Origin of the sequence: Streptomyces synnematoformans (assembly GCF_039531005.1) — a bacterium.
Taxonomy (GTDB): domain Bacteria; phylum Actinomycetota; class Actinomycetes; order Streptomycetales; family Streptomycetaceae; genus Streptomyces; species Streptomyces synnematoformans.
Genome location: NZ_BAAAPF010000345.1, coordinates 1 through 7,294 on the forward strand (window position 1 = coordinate 1; position 7,294 = coordinate 7,294).

Below are 7,294 nucleotides of genomic sequence, written 5' to 3' on the forward strand. Positions count from 1 at the left end.
GCGGACGGTGCGCGGGACGATCGCGGACGTGTCGGTGCGGACGCGGCAGGGCGAGCCAGCGCAGCGCGAACCGCGGGTGGCACTCCGGGGCGTGGGCGCGCAGGTCGGCGGTCGTGAGTCCGGCGCGGCCGCGCGAGGCCGGGTAGACGGGGTGGTCGAGGCGGGCTGCGAGCGTGTCGTACGCGAGCGTGCCGGCGTGCCCGGTCCAGCGGGCCGGGTCCGGGCCGTACCGCCGGGTCAGCGCCGCCGCGGTGCCCGGCCAGGTGGCGGTGTGCAGCCGCATGGCGGCCAGCGCGCGGCGGCACTCCGCGGCGAAGTCGGCGAAGCCGCCGCGGTCTTCGGGCTCGGCCTGCCCGGCGAGGGCGGCCAGGACGGCGTCCAGCCCGGTGACCTCGGCGGTCCGGCCGTCCGCCACCCGGAGCAGCAGCGGCAGGCGGGCGCCGTACGTGCCCTGGAAGCCGTACGGCGCCACCGGCAGCAGCAGCGCGCCCGGTCCGCGGGGGTCCGCGAGCCGCAGCCACCGCCCGTCCGCCCGGTCGACCGGCGTGCCGCGGGTGCGCACCCCCGCCGCGTCCTCGCGCAGCAGCGCGCTCAGCACGCGCAGCGTCAGCTCGGCCTCCGCGGCGTCCGGGGCCCGGGTGCCGTCGCCGTCGCCGTCCGGCGCGGCCCCGCTCACGGCGTGATCTCCCAGCGCTGCGCGGCCAGGAACTCCGCCACCACCCGGTCCACCCGCGCCTGGTCCGTGCCGACGGCGCGGGCGACGCCGAGGAAGTCGCGGTTGGTCCGGTGCAGTTCGTGCCGCTCGCCGACCGCGCGCAGCGGGCGGTACGCCAGCTCCACCCCGTCCACCACCAGGTCGGCCGGGCCCGGCGCGGCGGTCAGCGTCCCGGCGGCGGCCGCGCACGGGTAGGACAGCCGCGCCCGCCCGTCCGTACGCGCCCCCAGGTCGGCGGGCAGCGGCTCGCCGAGGTGCGTGCGCAGGACGTGCTCGAAGAGCGGGACGCCCAGCAGCCGGGCGAGCAGCAGGTCGCACTGGTCCCCGACGGCGCGGTAGTTGACCTCCACGATCCGCGCCCGGCCCGCGCGCACCACGAACTCGGTGTGGCAGATGCCGAACCCGACGCCCAGCGCGTCGAGCTGCGCGAGCACCTGGGCGGTCACGGGCGCGGGGTGGGCGGGCACGTAGGCCATGCGCTCCTCGATGAAGTGCGGCGGCGGCGACAGCTCGGTGTGGAAGCCGCCGAGCTGGTGGCGCACCCGCCCGTCGCCCAGCGTCTCCAGCGTGTACAGCTCGCCGTCGAGGAACTCCTCGACCACCAGCGCCTCACCCGGCCGGCGCGCCCGGATCTCCGCGCAGCGCCGCACCAGCTCCGCCGCGTCGGCGGCCAGCACCACGTCCTCGCTGGCGACGCCCTCGCGCGGCTTGACCACGCACGGGTACGGCACGCCCGCCGCGCCGGCGGCCGCCGCCGGGTCCGCGCCGGCGGGCAGCTTCGCCGCCCGTACCGCCGCCGCCCCCGCGGCGGCGAGCCGGCGGCGCATCTCCGCCTTGTCCTTGGTCGCGAGGGCCGCCCGCCAGCTCTTGGCGGGCAGGCCGAAGTACTCGGCCGCGAGGGCCGCCTGGGTCTGGAGGTGGTCGCTGTTGGTGAAGACCGCGGCCGGCCGGTGGTGGGCGGAGACGCGGCTGATCACGGCGCGGAAGTCGCGTACGTCGCAGCCGAGGGTCTCCGGCTCCGGGGCGCGCCGCCGGTGGGCGGCGGGCTGGTCGGTGAGCACGGTGACGTCGAGGCCGAGGCGGCGCGCGGCGGGGAGGAAGCCGTCCGTGACCGAGTCGGTGGGGTTGCGCGCCAGCAGATATAACCGCACGGAATCCTGACCTGACACCTTCCTGGAAGCACCCGGCAGCTGAGGCAGAGGTAAGGCTTACCTTACTCTGTCGATCACGCGTCGGCGCCCGGGGTGCGCAAACGCGCCGGGCCCGCCCCGCCCGCGCACCGTCCGCCGCTCCCGGGCGGGAGTCCGCGGACCGAAACTGGTTTGAGCCGGTGGCCGGGTCGGAACGAGACTGCGGGAGGAGCCCGCCGCCACGCGGTTCCCTCGCTCTGCCCGCACGGCCGTCGCCCAGGCGCTGACGAGTCACCGCTTCGAAAGAGAGCCCCCGATGGTCACCGCCTCGCGCCGCCGGCGCCTGTCGCTGTCCCTGATGTTCCTCATCCCCGGCCTGTCGCTCTCCTCGTGGGTGACCCGCACCCCGGACGTCCGCGACGAACTGGGGGCGTCCACGGCCGAGATGGGCCTGATCCTCTTCGGCCTGTCCGTCGGCTCCACGCTCGGCATCATCAGCTCGGGGCCGCTGGTGGCCCGGATGGGCACCCGGCCGGTGATCGGCGGCGGCACGGTGCTGATCGCGCTCGGCGTCGCGGGGGTGGGGACGGGGGCGCTCACCTCGTCGGCGGCTCTCGTCACCGCCGGGCTCTTCGTCTTCGGCCTGGGCGGCGGGTCGGGCGAGGTCGCGCTGAACGTGGAGGGGGCGGAGGTCGAGCGGCTGCTCGGCCGGTCCGTGATGACGACACTGCACGGGTTCTTCAGCCTCGGCACCGTGGTCGGCGCGAGCCTCGGCATGCTGGCCACGGCCGCCGGGTTCCCCGTGCAGTGGCATCTGCTCATCATGGCCGGCGTCGCGCTCGCCCTCTTCCTCGCCTCCTTCGGCCACGTCCCCGCCGGCGTGGGCAGGCAGGCGTACGGGGACGGCGCCGCGGACGCGGACGCAGGCGCGGACGCAGAAACGGACGCGGACGGGGACGCCGAGGGCGGCGGGCGGCCGCTGTGGAAGGACACCCGGCTGCTGCTGATCGGCGGGGTGGTCCTGGCCATGGCGCTCGCCGAGGGCGCGGCGACCGACTGGCTGCCGCTGCTCATGGTCGACGGCCACGACGTGGACGCGGCGCTGGGTTCGCTGGTGTACGTCGGCTTCGCCGCCGCCATGACCGTCGGCCGCTTCTGCGGCGGCTACTTCATCGACCGCTTCGGGCGCTTCCTCGTGATCCGGACCAGCGCCGTGTCCGCGGCGCTCGGGCTGGTCGTGGTGATCTTCGTCGACCATCCGGTGGCGGCGGGCGCCGCCGTCCTCTTCTGGGGCCTGGGCGCCTCGCTGGGCTTCCCCGTCGCGATCTCCGCCGCCGGCGACTCCGGCCCGAACGCCACCGCGCGGGTGAGCCTGGTGGCGATGATCGCGTACGCGGCCTTCCTCGTCGGCCCGCCCGGCCTGGGCTTCCTGGGCGACCACTACGGGCTGCGCTCGGCGATGATCGCCGTCCTGGCGCTGGTCGCCACGGCGATCTTCATCGCCCCCGCGGTCGGCGAGCGCCGCCCCGCGACGGCGGACGTCAAGCACGACCCCGCGGCGGCCCGCGACGCGGCGGTGGCGCGCGAGCCCGCGGCGGAGGAGGCCCGCGCCGACCGCGAGCGCTGAGGGATCCGCGCGCCGGGGCGCGGTCAGCCACGCCCGAGCAGCGCCGCCAGCCGGCCGGCCGGCAGCGCGTGGCGGGTGCGGGCGTGCGGGCCGGTCGTCGTGACGGCGGCGAGCAGCGAGTCGAGCACCGCCTCCTCGACCGCGTCCATGACCCCCTCGAAAACAGGGTCGAGCGCGGCGTCGGCCGGCGGCGGCCTCTTCCACCGCGCTCCCCCACGGCGCGCAAGCGCGCGTGGGCGGTACCCCCTGCGCGCGTGGGCGGTACCCCCGGGGGGCACGCCGAAGGCGATCGCGTAGTCGCCGCTCCCGTGCCCGTACGACGCGCCCGTTCTGGCCAGCGCGAAGACCGCACGCCGCGCCACCCGGGTCAGCTGCCGGGCGTCCAGCGGCGCGTCGGTGGCCGCGACGACCATGCAGGAGCCGGCCTCCGGGCCGGCCGCCGGCCCGGGGACGCCGACGTCGGCGGGGGTGACCGTGCGGCCCAGGACGCGCAGCGTGCCGCCGAAGTTCGCCTGGACGAGCACCCCGACGCGGGCGCTCCGGCCCGCGACCCGAACCGTACGGGACGCGGTGCCCACGCCGGCCTTGAAGCCCAGCGCCGCCACCCCCGTGCCCGCGCCCACGCACCCCTGGGCGACGGGCCCGCCGGCGGCCCCGTCGAGCGCGGCCCGCACGTGCTCCGCCCGCACCGGCCGGGCCCGGATGTCCGACAGCGCGCCGTCGTTGCACTCGCCGACGACCGGGTTCAGGCTCGTCACGCCCGCGCACGCGGGCCGCTCCAGCATCCAGCCGACGAGCGCGTCGGCGGCCCGGAACGCCGACAGCGTCGAGGTGAGCAGCACCGGCGTCTCCAGCGCGCCCAACTCGGCGAGCTGGGTGCTGCCGATCAGCTTGCCGTACCCGTTCCCGGCGAACACCCCGGCGGGCAGCGGCGCGCCCGGGTGCACGTCCCCGGGCACGATCGCCGTGACGCCGCTGTGCACGAGCGGGGGCTCGCGCAGCGTGGTGTGCCCCACGCGTACGCCCGGCACGTCGGTGATCGCGCCGTACGGCCCGGGGGCGAGCCGGCCGACGACGATGCCGAGGTCCCGGGCGCGGCGCCCGGCCGCCGCGGAGAGTCCGTCCATGGAGCCGCAGGCTACGCCCCCGCCGCCGGCGGCAGGTTCCAGACCCGCGGCAGCGGGTTGCGGGCGGCGAAGGGTCAAGTAAAGGTAAAATTTGCGGGGATTGGTCCAGTCCTTTGCGTTGCACCGGAGCGCGGCGGAGTCGTCCCGCCGCCTGGATTGGTACGGTCCGCGGCCCTCACCCACCGCATTGACATGCTCGCGACCCAGGGATGTCTTAGAGGTCTATACCGCACGATTCGCGTCCGACCACCCGAGCCTCGGACGACCCGGCGCGGGTGGACGTCGTCTTCCCACAAGGAGAGCCGTGTCCGTGCAGAGAGCCGCACCCCTACGCCTCAGACCGTTTTCCGTGCCCCGGCGCCTGCTCGCCGTCCTCGCCGTGCTGGCGCTGGCGCTCACCGGGCTCACCACCCTCGCCCCGCCCGCCCGCGCGGAAGCCGGGCTGACCGCGACGTTCAGCAGCTCCGGCAGCGGCTCCTCGTGGACCGGGAAGTTCGTGGTCGCCAACGCCGGCACCGCCGCGGTGGACACCTGGTCGCTGGAGTTCGACCTGCCGGCCGGCGTGTCGGTCAGCAACCACACCCACGGCACCGCGCAGGTCGACGGCCGCCACGTCACCGTCACGCCCGCGTACTACAACGCCCGCGTCCCGGCCGGGCGCGACACCGAGCCGTACAGCTACACGTTCACCGGCAGCGGCCCGATGACGGCGCCCACCGGCTGCCTCATCAACGGCGAGAAGTGCGACGGCGCTCCCGCTGTGCCGCCGCAGGCCCCGGCCGGCGTCACCGTCGCCGACACCACCGCCCGCACCGTGACGCTGGAGTGGAACGAGGCGGCGCCGGGCGACTTCCCCGTGACCGCGTACGAGGTGCTGCGCGGCGGCTCCGTCGTGGCGGCCAGCGCCACCACCCGGGCCACCGTCCGCGACCTGACCCCGGCCACCTCCTACGAGTTCACCGTCCGCGCCAAGGACTCCCGCGGCAACGAGGGCCCGCCCAGCGCCCCCGTGACCGCGACCACCGTGGACCCGGCCACCGACACGGTGCCGCCCACGGCACCGGGCAACCTGCGCACCACGGACGTCACCTCCAGCACCGTGGCGCTGCGGTGGGACGCGGCCACCGATGACAAGCGCGTCGCCGCCTACGACGTCTACCGCGGCACCGCCCTCGCCACGAGCGTGCCCGCCGACACCCTGACCACCACGCTGACCGGGCTGACGCCCGCGACGCGGTACGACTTCACGGTCAGGGCCCGCGACGCCGCCGACAACCCCTCGCCCGCCGGCAACACCCTCACCGTCACCACCGACGAGGCCGTCGGCGAGGGCGGCTACGCCAAGGTCGGCTACTTCGTGCAGTGGGGCATCTACGGCCGCCAGTACTTCGTCAAGGACCTCGACACCTCCGGCGCGGCCGCCAGGCTGGACGTCGTCAACTACGCCTTCGCCAACATCGACCCGCGGAACCTCACCTGCCTCAACGGCGTCACCAAGGGCACCTCGCCCGACCCGCAGGACCCCAACCAGGGCGACGGCGCCGGCGACGCCGAGGCCGACTACGGCCGGGCCTTCCCCGCCGGCCAGTCGGTGGACGGCGTCGCCGACGACGGCTGGGGCAAGCTGCGCGGCAACTTCAACCAGCTGAAGAAGCTCAAGGCCAAGCACCCGCACCTGAAGATCCTCATCTCGCTGGGCGGCTGGACGTACTCCAAGTACTTCTCGGACGCCGCGGCGACGCCCGCCGCCCGGGAGAAGTTCGTCAAGTCCTGCATCGACATGTACATCAAGGGCGACCTGCCCGAGTACAACGGCGCCGGCGGCCCCGCCGTCGCGGCCGGCATCTTCGACGGCATCGACCTGGACTGGGAGTGGCCCGGCTCGCCCGACGGCCACCCGGGCAACCACTGGAGCCCCGAGGACAAGGCCAACAACACCGCGCTGATCGCCGAGTTCCGGCGGCAGCTCGACGCGCTGGGCGGCGACCACAAGCTGCTGACCGCCTTCACCCCCGCCGACCCGGAGAAGATCGACGCCGGCTGGGACCTGAAGGAGATCTTCAAGTACATGGACTTCGCCAACGTCCAGGGCTACGACTTCCACGGCTCCGGCAGCGACAACTCGTGGGAGCCCCACCGCACCGGCCACCAGGCCAACCTCTACCCGGACGCGCAGTCGCCGTACCCGGACGACTTCAGCATCGACGGCGCCGTGCAGCACTACCTGGACGCGGGCGTCAGCCCGCGCAAGCTGACCATCGGCTTCCCGTTCTACGGGCGCGGCTGGCAGCAGGTCGCCGACGGCGGCGCGAACGGCGAGTGGCAGAGCGCCAACGGGGCCGCGCCGGGCCAGTTCCAGGAGGAGGCCGGCACCCGCGGCTACGACAACCTCACCGCCATGGTGCCGGGCATGACCGTGCACCACGACACCCAGTCCGTGGCCACGTACGGGTACACCGGGCCGAACGGCCAGTGGTGGTCGTTCGACGACACCTGGGCCATCGACCGGAAGACGGCGTACATCAGGGAGAAGGGCCTGCTCGGCGGGATGGTCTGGGAGATGTCCGGGGACCTGGCGAACGGCACCCTGTTCAACGCGCTGGATCGCGGACTCCCGTAGACGGGGGAGGGGCCGTGCGGTTCGCCACCGACCGTGCGACCGGGCCCGGCCGCCGCGCCACGGCCGGGCCCGACC

Annotated in this window: 5 protein-coding genes; 2 read left to right on the top strand and 3 right to left on the bottom strand. The window is 75.4% G+C overall.

Features of this window, described 5'->3' with window-relative positions; all coding sequences use genetic code 11:
- Nucleotides 1–676 (bottom strand): IucA/IucC family protein (locus tag ABD317_RS31360; protein ID WP_344294349.1); only part of this gene is annotated, 676 nt, incomplete at its 3' end.
- Nucleotides 673–1,866 carry an ATP-grasp domain-containing protein gene (locus ABD317_RS31365; RefSeq protein WP_344294351.1) on the bottom strand — a complete coding sequence of 398 codons (1,194 nt, stop codon included), beginning with the start codon at nucleotides 1,864–1,866 and terminating at the stop codon, nucleotides 673–675. The genes ABD317_RS31360 and ABD317_RS31365, both read right to left, overlap by 4 nt.
- 295 nt (nucleotides 1,867–2,161) lie before the next feature.
- Here ABD317_RS31365 and ABD317_RS31370 point away from each other — a divergent pair, with 295 nt between their 5' ends.
- Nucleotides 2,162–3,472, top strand: a complete 1,311-nt coding sequence (locus ABD317_RS31370; protein WP_344294353.1) for an MFS transporter — start codon at nucleotides 2,162–2,164, stop codon at nucleotides 3,470–3,472.
- A gap of 23 nt (nucleotides 3,473–3,495) precedes the next feature.
- Here the strand turns inward: ABD317_RS31370 and ABD317_RS31375 are convergent, their stop codons facing one another.
- Nucleotides 3,496–4,599: a P1 family peptidase gene (locus ABD317_RS31375; RefSeq protein WP_344294355.1), complete on the bottom strand. Its 1,104-nt coding sequence runs from the start codon at nucleotides 4,597–4,599 to the stop codon at nucleotides 3,496–3,498.
- A 304-nt stretch (nucleotides 4,600–4,903) separates the two neighbouring features.
- Here ABD317_RS31375 and ABD317_RS31380 point away from each other — a divergent pair, with 304 nt between their 5' ends.
- Nucleotides 4,904–7,219, top strand: coding sequence for a glycosyl hydrolase family 18 protein (locus tag ABD317_RS31380; protein ID WP_344294357.1), 2,316 nt, complete (start codon nucleotides 4,904–4,906; stop codon nucleotides 7,217–7,219).
- Nucleotides 7,220–7,294 lie beyond the last annotated feature (75 nt).

Excerpts from the sequence above, each read along its gene's own strand:
- ABD317_RS31370 (WP_344294353.1), top strand. The coding sequence starts at position 2,162 with ATGGTCACCGCCTCGCGCCGCCGGCGCCTGTCGCTGTCCCTGATGTTC.
- ABD317_RS31375 (WP_344294355.1), bottom strand. The coding sequence starts at position 4,599 with ATGGACGGACTCTCCGCGGCGGCCGGGCGCCGCGCCCGGGACCTCGGC.